The sequence below is a fragment of the Kitasatospora sp. NPDC004272 genome (assembly GCF_053603035.1).
Genome location: NZ_JBSGET010000080.1, coordinates 1 through 19,216, shown reverse-complemented (window position 1 = coordinate 19,216; position 19,216 = coordinate 1). Strand labels below are relative to the sequence as shown.

Annotated in this window: 21 protein-coding genes and 1 pseudogene; 13 read left to right on the top strand and 9 right to left on the bottom strand. The window is 75.5% G+C overall.

Annotated elements, in window-relative coordinates; genetic code table 11:
* Positions 1–7: 7 nt before the first annotated feature.
* Positions 8–685, bottom strand: coding sequence for an SMI1/KNR4 family protein (locus ACWEO5_RS23530; protein WP_452164267.1), 678 nt, complete (start codon positions 683–685; stop codon positions 8–10).
* 140 nt (positions 686–825) lie between these two features.
* Between ACWEO5_RS23530 and tmpA the strand changes: the two genes are divergently transcribed.
* Positions 826–2,421 carry a 2-trimethylaminoethylphosphonate dioxygenase gene (gene tmpA / locus ACWEO5_RS23525; RefSeq protein WP_452164266.1) on the top strand — a complete coding sequence of 532 codons (1,596 nt, stop codon included), beginning with the start codon at positions 826–828 and terminating at the stop codon, positions 2,419–2,421.
* A gap of 47 nt (positions 2,422–2,468) precedes the next feature.
* Here tmpA and ACWEO5_RS23520 read toward each other — a convergent pair.
* Together ACWEO5_RS23520 and ACWEO5_RS23515 are read right to left on the bottom strand one after the other, a co-directional pair.
* A pseudogene (locus tag ACWEO5_RS23520) lies at positions 2,469–2,633 on the bottom strand (RidA family protein); the annotation flags it as partial.
* 42 nt (positions 2,634–2,675) lie between these two features.
* Positions 2,676–3,443, bottom strand: coding sequence for a GntR family transcriptional regulator (locus ACWEO5_RS23515; protein WP_344558795.1), 768 nt, complete (start codon positions 3,441–3,443; stop codon positions 2,676–2,678).
* Between the two features lie 322 nt (positions 3,444–3,765).
* Here ACWEO5_RS23515 and ACWEO5_RS23510 point away from each other — a divergent pair, with 322 nt between their 5' ends.
* The 8 genes from ACWEO5_RS23510 (at position 3,766) to ACWEO5_RS23475 (ending at position 10,210) form a co-directional block, all read left to right on the top strand.
* Complete coding sequence (locus tag ACWEO5_RS23510; protein ID WP_452164265.1) at positions 3,766–4,941, top strand: ABC transporter substrate-binding protein; 1,176 nt, start codon at positions 3,766–3,768, stop codon at positions 4,939–4,941.
* 8 nt (positions 4,942–4,949) lie between these two features.
* Positions 4,950–5,906, top strand: coding sequence for an ABC transporter permease (locus ACWEO5_RS23505; RefSeq protein WP_452164264.1), 957 nt, complete (start codon positions 4,950–4,952; stop codon positions 5,904–5,906).
* A complete protein-coding gene (locus ACWEO5_RS23500; RefSeq protein WP_452164263.1) occupies positions 5,894–6,718 on the top strand; it encodes an ABC transporter permease in 825 nt (274 codons plus the stop codon). Before ACWEO5_RS23505 ends, ACWEO5_RS23500 begins: the two co-directional genes overlap by 13 nt.
* A gap of 22 nt (positions 6,719–6,740) precedes the next feature.
* Positions 6,741–7,820 (top strand): ABC transporter ATP-binding protein, encoded by a 1,080-nt coding sequence (locus ACWEO5_RS23495; RefSeq protein ID WP_452164262.1) that lies wholly within the window; start codon positions 6,741–6,743, stop codon positions 7,818–7,820.
* 215 nt (positions 7,821–8,035) lie between these two features.
* Entirely contained in the window at positions 8,036–8,698 is a 663-nt protein-coding gene (locus ACWEO5_RS23490) for an HAD family hydrolase (protein WP_452164261.1), read from the top strand.
* A complete protein-coding gene (locus tag ACWEO5_RS23485; protein WP_452164260.1) occupies positions 8,698–9,018 on the top strand; it encodes a DMT family transporter in 321 nt (106 codons plus the stop codon). Before ACWEO5_RS23490 ends, ACWEO5_RS23485 begins: the two co-directional genes overlap by 1 nt.
* A gap of 115 nt (positions 9,019–9,133) precedes the next feature.
* Positions 9,134–9,418 (top strand): DUF6584 family protein, encoded by a 285-nt coding sequence (locus ACWEO5_RS23480; RefSeq protein ID WP_452164285.1) that lies wholly within the window; start codon positions 9,134–9,136, stop codon positions 9,416–9,418.
* Between the two features lie 222 nt (positions 9,419–9,640).
* A complete protein-coding gene (locus tag ACWEO5_RS23475) occupies positions 9,641–10,210 on the top strand; it encodes a DUF6584 family protein (RefSeq protein WP_452164259.1) in 570 nt (189 codons plus the stop codon).
* A 45-nt stretch (positions 10,211–10,255) separates the two neighbouring features.
* Here ACWEO5_RS23475 and ACWEO5_RS23470 read toward each other — a convergent pair whose 3' ends face one another.
* The 5 genes from ACWEO5_RS23470 to ACWEO5_RS23450 form a co-directional block, all read right to left on the bottom strand.
* Positions 10,256–11,485 carry a glycoside hydrolase family 3 N-terminal domain-containing protein gene (locus ACWEO5_RS23470; RefSeq protein ID WP_452164258.1) on the bottom strand — a complete coding sequence of 410 codons (1,230 nt, stop codon included), beginning with the start codon at positions 11,483–11,485 and terminating at the stop codon, positions 10,256–10,258.
* A gap of 92 nt (positions 11,486–11,577) precedes the next feature.
* On the bottom strand, positions 11,578–12,261 hold the full coding sequence (locus tag ACWEO5_RS23465; protein ID WP_452164257.1) for a phosphonatase-like hydrolase: 684 nt from the start codon (positions 12,259–12,261) through the stop codon (positions 11,578–11,580).
* Positions 12,262–12,413: 152 nt separating this feature from the next.
* Positions 12,414–13,535 carry a TIGR03364 family FAD-dependent oxidoreductase gene (locus ACWEO5_RS23460; protein ID WP_452164256.1) on the bottom strand — a complete coding sequence of 374 codons (1,122 nt, stop codon included), beginning with the start codon at positions 13,533–13,535 and terminating at the stop codon, positions 12,414–12,416.
* 115 nt (positions 13,536–13,650) lie between these two features.
* Positions 13,651–14,163, bottom strand: a complete 513-nt coding sequence (locus tag ACWEO5_RS23455) for a hypothetical protein (RefSeq protein ID WP_452164255.1) — start codon at positions 14,161–14,163, stop codon at positions 13,651–13,653.
* Between the two features lie 118 nt (positions 14,164–14,281).
* Entirely contained in the window at positions 14,282–14,920 is a 639-nt protein-coding gene (locus ACWEO5_RS23450; protein ID WP_452164254.1) for a phosphatase PAP2 family protein, read from the bottom strand.
* Positions 14,921–15,105: 185 nt separating this feature from the next.
* Between ACWEO5_RS23450 and ACWEO5_RS23445 the strand changes: the two genes are divergently transcribed.
* The 3 genes from ACWEO5_RS23445 to ACWEO5_RS23435 all read left to right on the top strand — a co-directional run bounded on the left by ACWEO5_RS23445 (position 15,106) and on the right by ACWEO5_RS23435 (position 18,216).
* Complete coding sequence (locus tag ACWEO5_RS23445) at positions 15,106–15,474, top strand: BlaI/MecI/CopY family transcriptional regulator (RefSeq protein ID WP_344558822.1); 369 nt, start codon at positions 15,106–15,108, stop codon at positions 15,472–15,474.
* The gene (locus ACWEO5_RS23440) at positions 15,471–16,457 is read left to right on the top strand and encodes a M56 family metallopeptidase (RefSeq protein WP_452164253.1); all 987 of its coding nucleotides are present in this window, start codon (positions 15,471–15,473) and stop codon (positions 16,455–16,457) included. Before ACWEO5_RS23445 ends, ACWEO5_RS23440 begins: the two co-directional genes overlap by 4 nt.
* 559 nt (positions 16,458–17,016) lie before the next feature.
* Complete coding sequence (locus tag ACWEO5_RS23435; protein ID WP_452164252.1) at positions 17,017–18,216, top strand: GAF domain-containing protein; 1,200 nt, start codon at positions 17,017–17,019, stop codon at positions 18,214–18,216.
* Here the strand turns inward: ACWEO5_RS23435 and ACWEO5_RS23430 are convergent.
* Positions 18,135–18,635, bottom strand: a complete 501-nt coding sequence (locus ACWEO5_RS23430; RefSeq protein WP_452164251.1) for an SsgA family sporulation/cell division regulator — start codon at positions 18,633–18,635, stop codon at positions 18,135–18,137. The two genes, ACWEO5_RS23435 and ACWEO5_RS23430, sit on opposite strands and share 82 nt — an antisense overlap.
* A gap of 304 nt (positions 18,636–18,939) precedes the next feature.
* On the opposite strand from ACWEO5_RS23430, the gene ACWEO5_RS23425 reads away from it, so the two are divergent.
* Positions 18,940–19,216: hypothetical protein (locus ACWEO5_RS23425; RefSeq protein WP_452164250.1), on the top strand; the 277-nt coding region annotated here is incomplete at its 3' end.

Here is a 19,216-nt window from a genome sequence, read left to right as displayed (position 1 = left end):
CGGAACGTCAGTAGTTGAGCCAGGACACCGGCAGCTGCTCGCACAGCTCGTCGAGCACCTCCTCGCCGACCGCCCGCATCGCCAGCCAGGAGCCGCCCTGGACGACCAGCAGGGCGTCCGGGCGGGCGAAGAAGCGGGTGTCGACGCCGGGTTCGTACAGCTGCGGCAGGGCGGTCCAGTCGGTGAGGTCGGCGGGGTCGACCTCACCGGCGTCGGCGTACGCCTCCTGGTCGAGCAGCGGTTCGGTGAGGACAACGGCCAGGAGCTCGACGGAGAGCCTGGCCGTCCAGGGGGTGGTCTCCGGGTCGGCGGCGTCCGGCCAGACGGCGGTCGGCGGGTCGTCCTGGTCGAGGGCGGCGAGCGGGACGCCCCAGTAGGCGCAGCCCTGGTTCTCCACCCGGTAGACCAGGTGGTCCCGGTCGACGTGGAGCTCCTCGGGCGGCAGCAGGGTGTCGTGGTTGCTGGTGAGGTCGGGGCGGTTGCCGATCAGCAGGTGGGCCTCGCGCAGGGCGGCGGGCAGGCGCAGGCCCAACCTGGCTTCGGCGGCGTCGAGTTCGGCGTCGGTGCGGCCGTCGCCGGGTTGCAGCGGGGCGTTCCAGAAGGCGGCGAGGTCGGCGATCAGCCGCCAGGCGGCGGTGCGGTCGGTGAGCGCGGCGGGCAGGTCGCGGGGGAGGTCGAGCGTCATGCGGGCAGGGTAGCCCCGGGTGCGGACAGGGTTCGGCCGCTGGTGGCCCGCCGTTCACCGGGCGGGCGGGCGGTGGTCGTCCGGGCGGTCTTGGCTGGGCAGCCCCCGCGAAGTTGGCTGTACAACTGGAGGCTGATCCGATGTCCGTGCCCCATCCGTACTGGCTGCGCGACAACTGCCCGTGCGCCGACTGCCGCGATCCGCGCGGCGGGCAGAAGCTGTTCCGGATCGGCGACCTGCCGGACGGCCTGACCGCCGTCGAGACGGCCGAGGACGCCGACGGCCTGACGGTGCGCTGGTCCGACGGCCACCGCTCGCACTACCCGGCCGGGTGGGACGCGCCCGCCGGGCCGGACGAGCGCACCGAGCACGCCAAACGGCTCTGGCAGGCCGCCGACTTCGCCCGCGGCCTGCCCGAGGCCGACTGGGCGGCGTACCTGGCCGACCCGGAGGAGCGGACGGCGGTGCTGGCGGCCGTGCTGCGCTCCGGTTTCGCGCTGCTCCGCGGCGTCCCGGCCGAGGAGCGCCGAGTACTGCGGGTGGCACGGAGTTTCGGGTACGTCCGGGAGACCAACTACGGCGAGCTGTTCGACGTCCGGGTGGAGCCCGACCCGGCGAACCTGGCCTTCACCAGCGCCGCCATCGCCCCGCACACCGACAACCCGTACCGCGACCCGGTGCCCACCCTGCAACTGCTGCACTGCCTGCGCAACGACTGCGCGGGCGGCGACTCCGGGCTGGTGGACGGCTTCCGGGCGGCCGCGCTGCTGCGCGAGCAGGACCCGGCCGCCTTCGCGGTGCTGGCCCGCACGCCGGTGCCGTTCCGCTACCGCGACCGGGGCACCGAACTCACCGCCGAGCGGCCGCTGATCGGCCTCGACCCGCACGGCGCGATCCGCGAGGTCCGGTTCAACGACCGCTCCACCCGCACCGCCGCGCTGTCCGCCCTGGACCCGGCCGCACTGGACGCCTTCTACGCCGCGTACCGCCGCTTCGCCGCGATCGTCCTGCGCCCGGAGCTGCGGCTGGACTTCCGGCTCGCCCCCGGCGACTGCCTGGTCCTCGACAACACCCGGCTGCTGCACGCCCGCACCGCCTTCGAGCCCAACGACGGCACCGGCGGCCACCGCCACCTGCAGGGCTGCTACGCCGACCTGGACTCGCTCTCCTCCACCCTGGCGGTGCTGCGCCGCGGCACCGCCGTCCTGGACGAGCTGGAGGCCCTGTTCGAGGGCGAGGGCTCCGGCGAGTACCTGGGCGAGGCCGTCACGCTGGCCGCGCACATGCTGCAGGCCGCCGCCCTGGCCCGCGCGGCGGGCGCCCCGCCCGCCCTGCAGGCCGCCGCCCTGCTGCACGACATCGGCCACTTCCGGGGCAGCGAGCGGAAGTTGATGGCGGGCACCGACAACCGCCACGGCGAGAGCGCGGCCGCCCGGCTGGCCCCGTACTTCCCGCCCGCCGTCACCGAGCCGGTCCGCCTGCACGTCGAGGCCAAGCGCTACCTGTGCACCGCCGAGCCCGGCTACGCCGAGCTGCTCTCCCCCGCCTCGGTCCACACCCTGGCCGTCCAGGGCGGCCCGATGACCCCGGACGAGGCGGCCGCCTTCGCCGCCCACCCGTTCGGCGCCGACGCGGTCACCGTCCGCCGCTGGGACGAGGCCGCCAAGGACCCGTCCGCGCCGACCCCGTCGTTCGCCGAATTCCGGCCGCTGCTAAGGGAGTTGATGCACCCCTGACTCATCGAGCGCCGCCGTCGGGTCGACCTCGACCAGCTGCCCGGCGTATCGGTCCGGGCGTCCAGGTCACCCGCCCCCACCAGCCGCTCCTGCGCGTCCAGCGGGCACTGCCCGGCCAGGTGGGCCGTGCGCCCCGCCTCCACCACCGTGATGTGCGCGTACCCGGCGGTGGGGTGCAGGCCGGCCGGGTCGATGCGCGTGATGTCGCCCATCCGGCGATTGTCACCACGGCCGGGCCCGACAGCACCCGGTTTTCAGTCGTCGTCCCGGGCGTGCCGCGAAAGGGCGGACGAGGCCAGCGAGTTGTGGATGGAGAAGGCGACGGTGCCGGGCAGGTAGCGGTCCTGGGACCACTCGACGGGGGTGCCGGTGGGGTCGGTGGTGCGGCGCTTCTCGCGCAGCAGCGGGCTGCCCCGGCGGCAGGTGAGCAGGCGGGCGTCGTCGGCGTTGGCGGCGACCACGTCGATGGTGTGGTCGGCGTCGGTGAACAGGATGCCGTGCTCGCGCAGGGGTTCGGTGTGCGAGACCACGTCGGGCGGCAGCTGGGCGACCAACTCGCCGACCCGGGGCGGGTAGACGGTGCGCTCGACCATCACCGGGGTGCCGGAGAGGGTGCGCAGCCGCAGCGTCACGTAGACCTCGGTGCCGGGTTCCAGGCGCAGCTGCTCGCGTTCGGCGGCGTCGGCGGGGCGGCGGATCAGCGATTCGAGCCGGCCGCCGGGCTCCTCGCCCATCGAGCGGGCCCAGTGGGTGAAGGAGAGCAGTTCGGAGAAGGACTGGACGCGGGCGCTGCCGAGGACGACCCGGCGGGTGCCGCGCCGGGAGGTGACCAGCCCGTCGGCGCGCAGCATGGCCAGGGCCTGCCGGACGGTGCCGCGGGAGACGCCGTACTGCTCGGCTAGGGCGCCCTCCGCCGGCAGCCGCCCGGCCTCGCCGAACGAGCCGGAGGTGATCGCTTCGCGCAGGTCGGCGGCCACCTTGCGGTAGAGCGAGCCGGCGGCGCGGTCCTGGTCGAGTGCCACGTGCGTCGAGTTCCCTTGGCTGGTAAGGAGATTGGGCCGTGCCCTGCGCGTGACCGCGCGTACACCACTGACTGTAGCCGCTGCCCGCGGCGGCCCCGGACCGGGCGCGGCCGCTCCCGCGACCGTTCCCGCAGCCGACCCCCGGCCTGGGCCGTCCGTTCACCTTCCCGTCACCGCTCTCGGGCGTACTTGCTCCTGGCGCCGGAAGTTGGCTGGCCAACTTGGCCGGACAACCGACCGCGCCGCGCACCGAACACCCGCGCGACACCGCGCGACCCCCCTCGTGATCTCTGCAGCTCCACTTCCTCCAGGAGACCCTCCCGTGACCGTGCACCGCCACCGCGCCGCCGCCCTCGCGGCCGTGCTGACCGCTGCCGCGCTCTCCCTCACCGCCTGCGGCTCCGCCGGCTCGTCCGCCGGGTCCGGCGAGGTCGCCAAGGCCGGCGGCGGCACGGTGAACGCGAAGACCGCGACCTCGCTGGCCGACTTCGGCGGCATGGACGGCCTGGTGGCCGCCGCGAAGAAGGAGGGCAAGCTGCACGTCATCACCCTCCCGCGCGACTGGGCCAACTACGGCAAGCTGATGGACGACTTCAAGGCGAAGTACGGCATCGAGATCGAGGACGAGAACCCGGACGGCTCCAGCCAGGACGAGATCAACGCGGTCAAGTCCCGCAAGGGCCAGGACCGCGCCCCCGACACCCTCGACCTGGGCTCGGCGTTCGCGCTCTCCGCCGCCAAGGAGGGCATCCTCGCCCCCTACAAGGTGGCCGGCTTCGACAAGATCCCCGCCACCATGAAGGACGCGGACGGCCTGCGGGTCAACGACTACGGCGGCTATGTCTCGATCGGCTGCGACGCCAAGAAGGTCGCCACCTGCCCGAAGACCTTCGCCGACCTGCTCAAGCCCGAGTACAAGGGCCAGGTCGCGCTGAACGGCAACCCGACCAAGTCCGGTTCGGCGTTCGGCGGCGTCTACGCGGCCGCGCTGGCCAACGGCGGCTCGCTGGACGACATCCAGCCCGGCATCGACTTCTTCGCCAAGCTGAAGCAGTCCGGCAACTTCAACCCGGTCGAGTCCACCCCGGCCACCATCGAGAAGGGCGAGACCCCGATCTCGATCGACTGGTCGTACCTGAACGCGGGCTACACCGACGAGTTCAAGGGCAAGGGCATCGACTGGCAGGTCGCCGTCCCGTCCGACGGCTCCTACGCCCAGTACTACAACCAGGCCATCAACAAGGACGCCCCGCACCCGGCGGCCGCCCGCCTGTGGATGGAGTACCTGTACTCGGCCGAGGGCCAGAACGGCTTCCTGGGCGGCTACGCCACCCCGGCGCTGTTCGACGCGATGAAGGCCGACGGCACCCTGGACGCCACCGCCGCGGCCAAGCTGCCCACCGTCGAGAAGCCGTTCACCACCTTCCCGAGCTCGGAGCAGGTCGACGCGGCCAAGAAGGTCCTGACCGACAACTGGGCCAAGGCCATCGCGGGCTGATCACCGACATGACCACGGCCCCCACCCCGGTGCCGGCCCCGGCCGCCGCTGACCCCAGCGGCGGCCCGGGCGCCCCCGGCACCGCCACCGCCTCCCCCGCCCCGCGCCCCGCCCGCCGCCGCCCGCGCGGCGGCGCCTGGCTGGCCACCGTGCCGCTGCTGGCCTTCTTCCTGGTCGGCTTCGGCCTGCCCGCCGTCGCCATCGTCACCGGCGCGTTCACCGTCTCCAGCGACGCGGAGACCGGCGCCGGCTCCTTCACCACCGCCAACCTGACCGACTCGGTGCAGGGGGCGTACTGGACGGCGCTGCTCTCCAGCGTGAAGCTGTCCGCGCTGACCGCGCTGGTCGGCACCGTGCTCGGCGTCCCGATCGCCCAGGCCGTGCTGACCTCCCGGTTCCGGCTGCTGCGCGAGGCGGTGCTGACCGCCTCCGGCGTGCTCGCCAACTTCGGCGGCCTGCCGCTGGCGTTCGCCTTCGTCGCGACCCTCGGCAACGCGGGCGAGCTCACCAAGGTGTTCCACCTGACCGACCACGGCTGGTCGCTGTACAGCTTCACCGGCCTGACCGTCACCTACCTGTACTTCCTGGTGCCGCTGATGGTGCTCACCATCACCCCGGCCCTGGAGGGCCTGCGGGTGCAGTGGCGCGAGGCCGCCCGGAACAACCGGGCCACCGCCCTGCAGTACTGGCGGCACGTGGCGCTGCCGATCCTGTTCCCCTCGCTGCTCGGCGGCTTCGTGCTGCTGTTCGGCTCGGCGTTCGCCGCGTACGCCACCGCCGCCGCGATGGTCGGCGCGACCGTCCCGCTGATCAGCCGGCAGATCGCCGACGCGCTGTCCGGCAACGTGCTGGTCGGCCAGGGCAACCTGGCGCTGGCGCTCAGCCTCGACATGATCGTCGTCGCCGCCCTGGTGATGGCCGTCTACCTGCCCCTCCAGCGCCGGAGTGCCCGATGGCTCAGCTGACCTCCCGCCCCCGGCTGTGGCGCGCCGCCGTCCTGCTGCCGGCCGGCCTGTACTTCCTGGTCCCGATGGCCGCCTCGGTCTGGTTCTCGATCGACGACGCCGACGGCCTCTCCTTCGACGCCTACACCGGCCTGCTCTCCGCCCCCGGCTTCACCGACAGCCTGCTGCTCACCCTGGAGCTCGCCGCCGTCACCGTCGTGGTGCTGCTGCTCCTGCTGGTGCCCGCGATGATCGCGGTCCGGATCGGCGCGCCGAAACTGCGCCCGGTACTCGAAGTGGTCTGCACCCTCCCGCTGGTGGTGCCGCCGGTCGCGCTGACCGCCGGCCTGATCGGCGTGCTGCGCTGGGGCCCCGACCACCTGATGGACACGCCGTTCTTCCAGACCTTCGTGTTCGTCCAGCAGCCGGAGTTCCCGCTCGTCCTGGTCGTCGCGTACGTCCTGATGGCCCTGCCGCTCGCCCACCGCGCTCTGGACTCCGGGCTGCGCGCCGTGGACGTGCGCACCCTGGTCGAGGCCGCCCGCAACTGCGGCGCGAGCTGGCCGCGGGCCGTCCTCTCGGTGATCGTGCCGAACCTGCGCGGCGCCCTGCTGAACGCCGCCTTCCTCACCCTGGCGCTGGTGCTGGGCGAGTTCACCACCGCCTCGATCCTCGGCTACCAGCCCTTCGCGGTGTGGATCTACTCGGTCGGCAACAGCCGGGGCCAGATGTCCGTCGCGGTGTCCGTGCTCAGCCTGCTGATCACCTGGGTGCTGCTGCTCCTGCTGGCCGCCGCCGGCCGCGAGCGCCGCCACAAGACCGCCACCCCCTGACCCGCCCCGGAGACCGCCACCCATGAGCACCGCCACCGCCCCCCGCGCCGAGGACGCCGCCACCGGCAGCGCCACCGTCGAATTCCGTTCGCTGCGACGGCAGTTCGGCACCACCACCGCCCTGGACGGCCTCGACCTGACCGTCCGCCCCGGCGAACTGCTCGCCCTGCTCGGCCCGTCCGGCTGCGGCAAGACCACCGCGCTGCGGATCCTGGCCGGCTTCGAGACGCACGACTCCGGCGAGGTGCTGGTCGACGGCGAGGACATCACCCGGATCCCCGCGCACCGCCGCGACGCCGGCATGGTCTTCCAGTCCTACAGCCTCTTCCCGCACCTCACCGCCGCCGACAACGTCGCCTTCGGCCTGCGGATGCGCGGCGTCGGCAAGTCCGAACGGCAGCGCCGCGCCCAGGAGTTGCTGGAACTCGTCGGCCTCCCGCAGCGCGCCGCGCACTACCCGCACCAGATGTCCGGCGGCCAGCAGCAGCGGATCGCGCTGGCCCGCGCGCTCGCCCTGCAGCCGCGCGTCCTGCTGCTCGACGAACCGCTCTCCGCCCTGGACGCGAAGGTCCGGCTCGCGCTGCGCGAGGAGATCCGCCGCCTCCAGCAGGAACTCGGCATCACCACCCTGTTCGTCACCCACGACCAGGAGGAGGCCCTCTCGATGGCCGACCGGGTCGCCGTCCTGCGCGCCGGCCGCCTCGAACAGTGCGCCGCCCCTTCGGAGTTGTACGCCCGGCCGGCCACCGCGTTCGTCGCCGAGTTCGTCGGCACCATGAGCCGGGTGCCGTGCTCGCGCACCGCCGACGGCGGGGTCGAGGTGCTCGGCCGCCGCCACCCCGTGGACGGCCACCTCCCCGCCGACGGCGACCTGCACGTCCTGGTCCGCCCCGAGCACGTCGCACTCACCCCCGCCGAGGACGGCACCGCGCTGGTCGTCGCCGCCTCCTTCCTCGGCGCCGTCACCCGGCTCACCGTCCGCCTCCCCGACGGCACCGAGCTCAAGTCCGACCTCCCCACCGAAACCGCCGCCACCCTTCCCCTCGGCTCCCGCGCCGCCCTCACCCTCCCCGACCGCCCCGTCCTGGTCGACCGCGCCTGAGCGCCTTCAGGGGCTCACCAGTGCGCGCATTCAGGGGCTCGGGGAACGGCGAGTCCGTGGCTGCTGGCGGTTCACTGCCATTGCGCGCCGTCGCTCTCGGTTCTGTTCACCACACGCAGCAGCACGGACACTTCGATGGGCCCCGGCCGTCAGCAGCCACGACCCCGCCGTTTCCCGAGCCCCTGACCGCACGCTCCCACGTAAGAGGTACCGCCATGCCCGCAGCGCCCCGCCCCGCCGCCGTCCTGTTCGACATGGACGGCACCCTGGTCGACACCGAGCACCTGTGGTGGCAGGCCGCGGCCGAACTCGCCGCCGAGCTGGACCTGACGCTCACCGACGCCGACCTGCCGGACGTCCTCGGCCGGGCCGTCGAGCACACCGCCGCCCACCTGCACCGCAGCAGCCGCACCTCGCGGCCGGAGGCCGACCTGGTGGAGCACCTGAACGAGACCTTCGCCGCGAAGGTCGGGGCGCAGATCGTCCCGCGTCCCGGCGCCCTCGCGCTGCTGGCCGCGCTGCGCGCCGCCGGCGTTCCGACCGCCCTGGTCTCGGCGTCCCCCCGCCGGGTGGTCGACCTCGTCCTGGCCGCCCTGGCCCCGCACCGGTTCACCACCACCCTCGCCGCCGAGGACACCCCGCGCACCAAGCCCGCCCCGGACCCGTACCTGGCCGCCGCCGAGCGGCTGGGTCTGGCCCCGGCGGCGTGCGTGGCCGTCGAGGACACCCCGACCGGGGTGGCCTCCGCCCGGGCCGCGGGCTGCCCGGTGCTGGCGGTGCCGTCCGCCGTGCCGATCCCGGCCGTCGCGGGCACCACCGTGCTGGACAGCCTGGAACGGGCCGACCTCCCCTTCCTGGCCGCCCTCGCCGCGTCCTGATGCCGTACCTCCTGCTCGCCCTGGCGATCGCCAGTGAGGTCTGCGCGACCAGCCTGCTCAAACTCACCGACGGCTTCTCCCGGCTGTGGCCGAGCCTGGCCGTCGCGGTCGGCTACGTGCTCTCCTTCGCCCTGCTGGGGCGGGCGCTCAAGCACATCCCGGTCTCGGTGGCGTACGCGGTCTGGTCGGGCGCGGGCACGGCCGCCGTCGCGGCGATCGGCGCGTGCTTCTTCAGCGAGTCGCTGGGCCGCCTCCAGTGGTGCGGCCTCGCGCTGGTGATCGCCGGCGTGGTGCTGCTCAACCTGCGCTCCGGCCACTGACCCGGCCGCCGGACCGGGTCGGCCCGCCGCTCCCCGTCCAGGACGATCCCGGCCTGCCGAACGCAACCGTCCCGGCCCGGGCCGGAGCCGGCCCCGCCGCGGGCCGGGTGCCGCGCTGGCCCGCCGGCGGCTGCGCGGCCTGCTCGGCACCCACCCGACCGGCCTGACGGCCCGCCACCGGTTGGCCGCCGTCCACCGCCGCTACGGGGACGCGGCCGAGGCGGGCCGCTGGAACCACCTGGACGAGTCCGCCGACCCGGCCGGGACCGCGGCCGTCGAGGCCCGGCACGCCGACCCGCTGCGTCGGCACCCCCCGGAGTCGCGGGCCGCCACCGCGACGGCCCGGCCCGGCCGACCGCGCTGCGCGAGGATGCCTCCGCCGCCTGCGGCCGGCCGCTGACCCGGGCGGGCCGGGACGGCTCCCCGGACGCCGTCGCCGCGGCCGGGGACGGGGGCGGAGACGACGCCCGGCTCCTGGCCGCCCCGGCCGCCGTCCTGCTGCTGGTGCTCGCGCTGTCCGTGGTCGGCCTGGTCACCGTCCTCGGCCGGATCTGCCGACCCCGGCCGCCCGGCCCGGATTCCGTTTGACGCCCGCTCCGCCGGACGGCGACGATCCGGGGCCATGAGCGTCGAATCCACCCTGGCCAGGGCCACCGCCGAACTGCGGGAGGGCGAGCACCGGCAGGCCCGGCAGCGGCTGCACGGCCTGCTGGCGAGCCGTCCGGCCGACCTGGAGGTCCGGCGCCGCCTCGCCGACGCGTACCGCCTGATCGAGCACCCGGACGAGTCCGGCCGCTGGAACTACCTGGACGAGGCGCTGAGCCCCCGTGAACTCGCCGCCTTCGAACGGCGCTTCCCCGACCCGGCCCGCCGGCTGGCCGCCCTGCGCTGGCCCGACCCGGCGCACAACCCGCCGCCGACCCCGGTCGGCCGCCGCCGGCTGGCCGCCCTGCACCGGGAGGCCACCGGCACCGCCCCCGACTGGCCCGACCACCCGCAGGACGCCGCGACCACCGAGACCCCCGCCCCGCCCCTCCCGCCACCGCCGCCCGCACCGCCGCGCTACATGCCCCCCGGCAGCGGCCCGGAGCCCTCGGCCGCCGCGGTCGCCTTCGACCTCACCATGGCGCTGATCGTCGTGGTGATCCTCGGGGTGGTCAGCCTGACGGGCCTCCTCAGCCTGCTCGCCTGATCCCCCACCCGCCGGGCAGCGGCCCGAACCCCCGCTCTTCCGAGGCTACTTGAGGGATCCCCTGAGCGCGTCCACCCGGTTCGCGGAGGCGGTGAAGTCCGCCCGGTCGAGCTCCCCGGAGCCGAGCGCGGAGCTGAGCGCGGCGGCGGCCGCGTCGCCCTGGGCGACGTCGCGGCCGGAGCAGAGCAGCAGGTCGACGCCGGCGTGGGCGACGGCCAGGGCGCGCTTCGCGGTGCCGCCGACCGGGTCGAGGGCCTTGGCCTCCATCGCGTCGGTGATGGTGACGCCGTCGTAGTCCAGCCGGCCGCGCAGCTCGTCGCGGACGACGGTGCCGGACATCCCGGCGGGGGTGTCGGGGTCGAGCGCGGGGTAGACCGCCCAGGAGAACATCACCAGCTTGACGCCGGCGGCGATCGCGTCCCGGTAGGGGCGTTCGTCCACGCTGCGCAGCTGGTTGAGCGGGACGTCCAGGGTGACGGCCTCCTCGTCGGTGTTGGCGCCGGCGCCGGCGCTGCCGAGGCCGGGGAAGTGCTTGGCGGTGGCGGCGACCCCGGCGCCCTGCTGGGCCTTGAGGAAGGCGGAGCCGAGCCTGCCGACCACGGCGGGGTCGGTGCTGTAGGAGCGCTGCGCGGAGTCGGCGAAGTCGCCGGGGGTGCGGTAGACGTCCAGGACGGGCGCCAGGTTGAGGTTGAGGCCGTACTGGCTGAGCGCGGCGGCGGCCTCGCCGCCGGTGCGGGTGGCGGCGGCCACCGGGTCGGCGGAGCGGCCGACGTCCTTGGCGGACTGCGCGGGCCCGCCGGGCACCCGCCGGACGAGTCCGCCCTCCTGGTCGGTCATCAGCAGCAGCGGGTGCGGGTCGGGGCTCTGCCCGGCCGCTTCCCGCAGGCGGTCGACGGCGGTGCGCAGCGCGGTCGCGTCGGTGCCCACGTTCTCCGCGAAGAAGATCACTCCGGCGACCCGGCCCTCGCGGACCCGCTGGAGCAGCGTGTCGGGGACGGTGGTGCCGGGGTACGAGTAGACGATCCGCTGCCCGGCGAGCCGCGCGTCGCTGACCCCGCCGGTGGGCGTGGCGCTGGACGGCTCGGGCGTGGGCGTCGGGCTCGGGGTCGGCGTGGGGCTGGGCGTCGGGGACGGGCTGGGCGTCGGCGCGGGGCTCGGCGTCGGGGACGAGGAGGTGCCGGACGGGGCGCTGCCGCCGTTGCCGGAGGAGCCGCAGCCGGTGAGCAGCGTCAGGCCGAGGGTGAGCACTCCGAGCGAACGCAGTGACCGCAACATGCCATCAGATAAGCACGCAAAAGCGGCGCGAACCAGTACCGCACGGCCCCGGGGCGTCGCCGGGGCCGTGCGGCGGCCGGGCCGACGGGCCGTCAGCGGGCGGTCAGCAGCCCGGGCAGTTCGGCGACCGAGGCCAGCACGTGGGTGGCGCCGTCCGCCCGCAGCCGGGCCTCGTCGTGCGCGCCGGTGAGCACCCCGGCCACCACCGAGGCGCCGGCCCGGACGCCGGTGAGCATGTCGTAGCCGGTGTCCCCCGCCACCGCGACCTGCCGCACCGAGTCGGTGCCGGTGCGCAGCAGCGCGGTGAGCGCCAGGTCGGGGTACGGGCGGCCGCGGCCGGCGTCCGCCGGGCAGAGCGTCAGGTCGGCGACCTCCCGCCAGCCCAGCGCGTCCAGGATCCGGTCCTGCGTGCTGCGGGAGAACCCGGTGGTGAGCACCACCTTCCGCCCCTGCCCGCGCAGTTCGGCGATCGCCTCGGCCGCGCCCGGCAGCGCCTCGCAGCGTCCCTGGTCGACCAGGCCCTCGTACGCCGCCTCGAACACCAGGTTGGCCCCCTGCGCCCGGTCCTCGTCCCCGAACAGGTGCCGGAACACCGAGATCTTCGACTCCCCCATGGTGGCCCGCACGTGCGCCAGCATCGCGGCGTGCTCGGCGCTCCCGGTCTCCACCCCCTGCGAACGCGCGGCGGCGGCGAAGGCCAGTTCCACCAGCCCGTCGTCGACGACCGTGGTGCCCGCCATGTCGAGCACCACCAGGGTCACATCGTGCGTGGTCATGTCCGTCCTCACGTGGTTCGAAAGCCCTGTCGAAAGCCCTGTCGAAAACCTTGCCGAGAGCCCCGTCGGGGGCCCGGGGAACGGCGGGTCCGAGCTGTTGCCGGCCGGATCCCGCCGGAAGGTCCGTGCTGCCGCGTGTCCTCGGGCCCGGCTCACAGCCCCGCCGCGTCCGCCGTGTCGGCGGCTATCGCGGGCGAGCAGGTCATCCCGCGCCCGCCCGGCCCGGTCACCAACCAGGCGCCGTCGGTGAGCCGCTGCCGGTGCACGACCAGCGACGGGTCGGTGCACTGGGCGTAGACCCCGGCCCAGCGGCGGCGGATCCGGGGCAGCGGGCGGCCGAGCAGGCCCCGGGCGACGTCGGCGAGGTGGTCGTACGGGTCCTCGACCACGTCGAAGCCGAACGGCTGGTCGTACTCGTGGGTGTCGCCGACGGTGAGCCCGCCGTCCCGCCGCTGCACCATCAGCAGCTGCATCCGGTGCTCCGCGGCGACGGCCGGTTGCGGCTGTCCGGCGCGCAGGGCGTCCAGCTCGGGGCCGGCGAAGGCGGGGTAGTAGCGGAAGGAGTCGCCGTCGGCGACGGAGGTGGTGAGGGCCTCGCCGAGCGGGTCGGTCTGCATCATCTGGAGGCGGACCCGGCGCACCGGCAGCTCGGGGGCGAGTTCGCGGACGAGTCCGCCGAGCCAGGCGCCGGTGCACAGCAGGACGAGGTCGCCCTCGTGCAGCTGCCCGTGGTCGTCGCGGACGGCGCGGTCGCCGACCAGCTCGCGGACCTCGCGTCCGGGCCGGAAGGCGTAGCGGCCGGTGGCCTCCAGCGCGGCGCGCAGCGCGGGTTGGGCGACCCGGGGTTCGACGGCGGCGTCCCGGGCGCAGTGCAGGCCGGCCAGGTACTCGCCGCGCAGCGCGGGGTTGAGGGCGCGGACCTCGGCGGGGTCGAGCAGCCGGTAGCCGCGGGCCCCGGCGTCGGGGAGCTTCAGCGCGGCTTCGGCGACGGCGAGTTCGGCGGGGGTGCGGGCCAGGGTGAGCGAGCCGTTGGACCGGAACCACAGGCCGGGGACGCGGGCCCCGATCTCCTCCCACAGTTCGCGGGCGCGCAGTGCGGTGTCCAGTTCCGCCCCGGCGGCGCGGCCGCTGACCCAGACCAGGCCGAAGTTGCGGACGGAGGCGCCGCGGGCCTCGCTCTCGCGTTCCAGGTGGACGACCTCGTGGCCGCGTTCGACGGCCTGCCAGGCGTGCATGGTGCCCAGCACGCCCGCTCCTACGACGATGACTCTCATGCGGACAGGCTGGGGCGCCGAGGTGGCCGCCAGTCGTCGGAATCCCGTCGCGGACGTGAACCGCCCGCAAGAGTTGTCCATACAACCTGGCCACCCCGGCCCCGCCCGGCCCGCCTCAGCGCAGGACGCGCGCGTGCAGGTACTCGCGCCGCCCGAACCGCGGCTCGTCCACGGCGGTCAGCTCCTCCACCTGGAAGCGGTACAGCGCGGCCGCGCCCCGGCCTTCCAGGAACTGGGCGGCCACCTCGGGGTCGGCGGCGAACGCCGGGTAGCGGCCGCGGTACGCCGCCAGCGCCGCCTCGGCCTGCCGGCCCCAGGCTTCACCCGCGCTGCCGGTGAGCTGGACGCCGCGCAGCTGCTCGCCGAACGCGGGCGGCGGCAGGTGGACGGTGGCGGCGGCCCGGGCCTCCTCGGCAAGGTGCAGGCTGTGCCGGGTGGAGCGCTCGCTGACGAAGTACAGCACCAGGTCGGAGTCGAAGGCGTAGAAGGCCAGGTTGGCGTGCGGTCCGCGCTCGTGGCCGGCGGTGGCCAGGCTGAGCACCGTGCTGTCCGCGAGCAGGCCTTCCACCCCCTTCCCGAGCTCGTCCGCGGGCCAGTTCCCCTGGATGACGTCGAGTCGGTACGGCATGGCGCGTCCCTCCGCAGAGCTGCAGGAAAAAGCGAGCCGGGCGGGGGTCACCCCTGCCCGGCTCACATGCTCCCCCCGCCCGGCGCGGCCGCACAAGGGGCCGGTCCGCCCTGCCCGCTCAGGCCGTTCCGGCCCCCAGCACGGGGCCCAGCGGCCCGGTGCGCAGCCGGTCGACCAGGGGCGCGGCCCGGCCGGCCAGCGCCGCCAGCGGGAGCGCCACCAGGACGCCGACCAGGGCGGCGACCAGCACGTCGTGCGGGTAGTGCGCGCCGACCCAGACCCGGGAGGCGCCCATCAGCACGGCGGCCAGCAGCGCGAGCCGGCCGATCCGGCGGTCGGCGTACCAGAGCGCGGCGGCGGCGGCGAACGCGGCCACCGTGTGGTTGCTGGGGAACGACCAGTCGCCGGGCGGCGGGCAGGCTTCCAGCGGCACCGTGGCGGGGAGCTGCTGGCACGGCCGGACCTCCTCGACCAGCGACTTGAGCACCGAGTTGACCAGGTACGCGACCACCACGACCAGCGGCGAGGCCAGCACCCGGGCCATCACCACCGAATCGGCGGCCCGGGCCCGCCACCAGGCCCACAGCATCAGCAGCGCGAACACCGCGAGGCCGAGGGCGGACCACTGCTTGACGAGCTCGTCGAACCAGTGCGGTGCGGACGCGGCCCACCCGGTGACCCGGGTGTAGAGGCCGCCGTCGATGCCGCTGCCGTCGTAGGCGAGCAGGCGGGCGGGAGGATGAACATTCGGGATCACAGGGACAACATGTACCAGAACGGGCGAGGTGAACGGTTCACTCGCGGCTCCGGAGGACGGGGTCAGGGGCAAGGTTGGCGGACCTCCCGTTACGTTGGGGGGCGTCCACGCGGGGACGCACCCCAACGTCTACAGTGCTGTAGACGTCGACAGGACTGTAGACGAATCCCGGAGGTTCGCGCGACATGACGGACACGCCCGCCCGTCGGCCCGCGGGGGAACTGGAAGCCCAGGTCCTGGCCGCCCTCTGGGCCGCCGCCGGCCCGCTCACCCCCCAGCAGGTCCAGCAGGCCATCACCGCCGACCTGGCCCGCACCACGGTCGCCACCATCCTGGCCAGGCTGCACGAGAAGGGCACCGTCGCCCGCACCAAGACCGGCCGCGCCTTCGCCTACACCCCGACCGTCCAGGACGCCGACGGCCTCGCCGCCCGCCGGATGCGCACCGAACTCGAACGCGGCCGCGACCGCTCCACCGTGCTCGCCCGCTTCGTCTCCGACCTCTCCGACGAGGACGAGCGCCTGCTGCGCGACCTGCTCGGGGAGCAACCGTGACGATCGCCGTCTGGGCCCCGCTGCTGCTGCCCCTGCTGGCCGCCCCGCTCGCCCGCCGGCTCGCCGAGCAGCTCGCCCCGCGCGCCGCCGCCCTCACCCTGGCCGCCACCGCCGTCGCCCTCGGCACCGCCACCCTGGCCTCGCTCGGCCTGCTCACCGTCACCGGCCTGCTCCACCTGCCCTACGGCGCCGCCCTGGCCCACCTCTCCCCCGCGCACTGGCACCCCGGCGAACTCTCCGACCCGGAATGGGCACCCACCGCCGCCGTCGCCGCGGCCGCCCTGCTCGCCACCACCGCACTGGCCGCCCGCACCGCCCGCCACCAGTACGCCGACCTGCGCCGCGCCCGCGCCGCCACCGGCGACGCCCCGGCCGGCCTGCGCGCGCTGGTCCGCCGCCCCGGGCCGGCCGTCCCCGCCCTCACCGTCCTCACCGACGACCGCGCCGACGCCTACGCCCTCCCCGGCCGCCCGCCCCGGATCGTCACCACCACCGGCATGCTCGCCGCCCTCACCGGCCCCGAACGCGCCGCCCTGCTCGCCCACGAACGCGCCCACCTGGCCGGCCGCCACCACCTCCTGCTGGCCGCCGCCGAGTACGCCGCCGCCTGCCACCCCGCCCTGCGACCACTGCGCCCCGCCCTCGGCTACCACCTGGAGCGCTGGGCCGACGAGTGCGCCGCCGCCGAGGTCGGCGACCGCGCCCTGACCGCCCGCGCGATCGGCCGCGCCGCCCTGGCCACCGCCCGCACCCCCGCCGCCCCGCGCCCCCGCCTCGCCCCCGCCGCCACCACCGGCCCCGTCCCCCGCCGCGTCCGCGCCCTGCTCACCGCCCCCGCCCCCACCCGCCCGCACCGCGCCCTGCGCACCCTCGCCGCCCTCGCCCTGGCCGCCTGCCTCACCGCCACCACCTGCGCCACCGCCGAGGCCGGCCACGACTTCCACCAGGCCGTCGAAACCGCCCAGGGCGACCCCACCCGCTAAGAAAGGACCCTCCGGCAGACGAGCACGCATTCAGGGGCGGGGAAACGGCGGGTCCGTGCTGAGCATGGGCCCCGACAGGGGCCCGGGGAACGGCGGGTCCGAGCTGCTGACGGCCGGAGCCCATCGAAGTGTCCGTGCTGCTGCGTGCCGTAAACAGAACCGAAAGCAGACGCACGCAACGGCAATGCACCGCCCGCAGCCACGGCCTCGCCGTTCCCCGAGCCCCTGCATGCGCGCCCTGCCCGGCAACAGGAAACCGACCAGTCTGCATCATGCCCCGGAGCCCGGACCACTCTTTTTGCCGCCCCGGCGTGTCCGCGTCGAACCCCCGTACGCTGGCAGCCTGACCGTGAGACGGGGGGATGGCATGCGGCGGATCGGCGGCGGCGGCCCGCCTCTCGCCCGACCGGCCGGTCGGTATGCTCCGGTCCGGTCGGCCGAGCCGGCGGGGCCGACCGGGCTCCGGCCGGAGATCGGGGACTCATGGGCGCGGCTGCGCCGTCTCGGGCTGGACCCGGAGCGCGGCGCGGAGAGCCCCCGGCTGTCCCCGGGGGAGCTGGTGGAGGTGCGCCGGGCCACCGGCCTGGAGCAGGTGCTGCCGGTGCTGCGCTCCACCCTGTTCCCGCCCGGCGACACCTCCCCGGTGGTGCTCGCGATGGCCGACCCGAAGGCCCGGATCCTCTGGCGGGACGGCGAGCCCCGGCTGGTGCAGAACGCCGACCGGCTCGGCTTCGAACCGGGCGCGGTCTGGTCGGAGGACGAGGTGGGCACCAACGGCATCGGCCTGGCCGCCCGCACCGCCCGCCCCAGCACGGTGCACTCCGTCGAGCACTACCTGCGCAGCCACCGCACCTGGACCTGCGTGGCCGTCCCGATCCGCGACCCGCGCACCGGGCGGCTGGCGGGCGTGGTCAACCTGAGCAGCCCGGCCACCGACAGCCACCCGTACCTGCGGCAGCTCACCCTGACCGCCGCCCGGCTCGCCGAGACCGAGTTGCGGGCCGGCCACCTGGAGGCGCTGCACCGGCTGCGGACGGTCGCGGTGCCGCTGCTGGCCCGGTTCGGCGGCCCGGCGCTGGTGGTGGACGGCGCGGGCTGGACGGCCGCCGCGACGGGCCTGCCGGGGCCGCCCCGGCTCGCACTGCCGGACGGCTGGAGCGCCGGCGGCGTGCACTGGGTGCCGACGCTGGGCGAGTGCGCGGTGGAGCCGCTGGCCGACGGCTGGCTGGTGCGTCCGGCCTCGCTGCGCCCGGCCGAGATCGCCGAACGGGCCGAGTCGGCCGTCCTGGAGCTGGACCTGCGCCGCCCGGACCGGCCCGAACTGCGGGTGCGCGGCAGCGCGGGCGCCTGGTCGCACTCGCCGAGCCCCCGGCACGCCGAACTGCTCCTGCTGCTGGCCCTGCACCGGGACGGCCTGAGCGCCGCCCGGCTCGCCGAGGCGCTGTTCGCCGACCCGGCCCGCACCGTCACCGTCCGGGCCGAGCTCTCCCGGCTGCGCAGGCACCTGGGCGCCCTGCTGGAGGCCCGGCCGTACCGGCTGGCGGCCTGCGCCGAAGTCACCGTGCTCGGCCCGGACGACCCGTACGACCTGCTGCCCGGCGCGGACTCGCCGACCGTGCGGCTGCTGCGGGCGGACCTGGCGCGCGGCCTGCTGCGCCTGCCGGGTCGGCCGGACGGTCAGCCGTCGGCCAGGAGTTCGGCCAACTCCTCGTCGCTGGGCAGCAGTTCGGCGGCGCTGCCGTCCGGCACCAGGGCGTAGGTGCGTTCCAGCCAGGCTTTCACCTGCGGACGGGAGGCTTCCAGCAGGGCGCTGCCGTGCGGGGAGCCGAGCGCCAGGTGCAGGGTCGCGCCGTGGCAGGGGCAGTGGGCGGGCCACAGCTTGACGTCGCCCTGGCCGCTGAGCGACTCCAGGCCGTCCCGCAGCAGGTCGCGGGAGAAGACCCAGTCCGCTTCGTCGGGACGCCCCAGGTGGAAGGTCAGGCGCACCTCGTGCGGCGCGGCGGCCGCGTACCGGAAACGGGTGCGCACCTCACCGACCAGGTCCTGGTCCAGGGCGATCCGCAACGCCAGCACCTCCTCCACCACCGAGGGGCGCGCGGTGGCTCCGCCCCGCTCGCCGCCCGTGGGGGTGGCGGCGAGCGGTTGGTCGGAAGGGGCGGGCAGCGGGTCGCACGGCATGACGATCTCTCCGGAGCGGCTGGGTACCGTCCCAGCGTGCTCCGGCGCGCGGCGGCACGCAACGGTTGCAGGGGGTTGCACGGGGGCGCGGGGTGGCCGGTACGGGCCGCCCCGGCCGCCACCGGCGCGCTCCAACTCGCGGTTGCCGCACGGGACTCGATTCCGCCGGTGGGTTTCGTCCGGGATCTGGCGGTCCGTCAGACCGCTGGTAGTCTCGTCCCTCCCGCCCCGTTCGTCCGGGCCCGCCCGGGCCGCGCACGGGGTGCGGCGTCGCGTGCGGTCCTGTACCAGGAAGGGGAGCCCGGTGGCGCTCCGCGAGCACTCCAGGCCCGTACCCGCGGGCCGGTCGGGACGGCACGGCCGCCCCAGGCCCTTCGGCGGGCGGCTGCGGCTGCCCACCATCCGGTTCTCCGGTGCGGCGATGGCGATGTCCACGGTGGTCGGGATCAGCCTGGCCACCACCTGGCTGCTCAACGAGCAGCAACAGCAGGTCGGCCGCCGGGCCGGCGTGACCGTCGGCGGGCCGCCCGCGCCCGGCTCCGACGCCACGCCCGGCGAGGCCGCGCCCACCACCGGACCCG

Coding starts and splice junctions, on each gene's coding strand:
- ACWEO5_RS23475 (WP_452164259.1), top strand. CDS start 9,641: ATGAGCGTCGAATCCACCCTGGCCAGGGCCACCGCCGAACTGCGGGAG.
- ACWEO5_RS23490 (WP_452164261.1), top strand. CDS start 8,036: ATGCCCGCAGCGCCCCGCCCCGCCGCCGTCCTGTTCGACATGGACGGC.
- ACWEO5_RS23460 (WP_452164256.1), bottom strand. CDS start 13,535: ATGAGAGTCATCGTCGTAGGAGCGGGCGTGCTGGGCACCATGCACGCC.
- tmpA (WP_452164266.1), top strand. CDS start 826: ATGTCCGTGCCCCATCCGTACTGGCTGCGCGACAACTGCCCGTGCGCC.
- ACWEO5_RS23495 (WP_452164262.1), top strand. CDS start 6,741: ATGAGCACCGCCACCGCCCCCCGCGCCGAGGACGCCGCCACCGGCAGC.
- ACWEO5_RS23455 (WP_452164255.1), bottom strand. CDS start 14,163: ATGCCGTACCGACTCGACGTCATCCAGGGGAACTGGCCCGCGGACGAG.
- ACWEO5_RS23430 (WP_452164251.1), bottom strand. CDS start 18,635: ATGCCGTGCGACCCGCTGCCCGCCCCTTCCGACCAACCGCTCGCCGCC.
- ACWEO5_RS23465 (WP_452164257.1), bottom strand. CDS start 12,261: ATGACCACGCACGATGTGACCCTGGTGGTGCTCGACATGGCGGGCACC.
- ACWEO5_RS23500 (WP_452164263.1), top strand. CDS start 5,894: ATGGCTCAGCTGACCTCCCGCCCCCGGCTGTGGCGCGCCGCCGTCCTG.
- ACWEO5_RS23505 (WP_452164264.1), top strand. CDS start 4,950: ATGACCACGGCCCCCACCCCGGTGCCGGCCCCGGCCGCCGCTGACCCC.
- ACWEO5_RS23445 (WP_344558822.1), top strand. CDS start 15,106: ATGACGGACACGCCCGCCCGTCGGCCCGCGGGGGAACTGGAAGCCCAG.
- ACWEO5_RS23470 (WP_452164258.1), bottom strand. CDS start 11,485: ATGTTGCGGTCACTGCGTTCGCTCGGAGTGCTCACCCTCGGCCTGACG.
- ACWEO5_RS23530 (WP_452164267.1), bottom strand. CDS start 685: ATGACGCTCGACCTCCCCCGCGACCTGCCCGCCGCGCTCACCGACCGC.
- ACWEO5_RS23485 (WP_452164260.1), top strand. CDS start 8,698: ATGCCGTACCTCCTGCTCGCCCTGGCGATCGCCAGTGAGGTCTGCGCG.